Here is a 251-nt window from a genome sequence, read left to right as displayed (position 1 = left end):
ATAGATATCCATTCTCCACAGGTGGGTGCATGAGCAATAAATGAGGAGGTAATCGTCTGTGTCGAAGAAGCGCTCAACGTATATTTTTTGCCCTGAGCAAAGACCAACTCTTTCATCTGATGATCTTTGAACAAAGCTCCATTCCCTTTAAATTCTACCCGATTATAATAGACTTTACTACTTTGCAGAAATCCCAATCTCCCATTTCCATCCGCATTTTCAAAGCTTATATCATAATAGACTTGCCCAGC

At 39.8% G+C, this 251-nt stretch carries 1 protein-coding gene; it reads right to left on the bottom strand.

Annotated features, from left to right (window positions below; all coding sequences use genetic code 11):
- The coding region (locus SB724_RS21165) for a hypothetical protein (RefSeq protein ID WP_410572962.1) at nucleotides 1–251 on the bottom strand (251 nt) is incomplete at both ends.

It is taken from the genome of Bacillus sp. SIMBA_031 (genome assembly GCF_046535225.1).
Taxonomy (GTDB): Bacteria; Bacillota; Bacilli; order Bacillales; family Bacillaceae; genus Bacillus; species Bacillus velezensis.
Note: the sequence above shows the minus strand (reverse complement) of the source record. Positions and strands in the feature narration are given on the sequence as shown.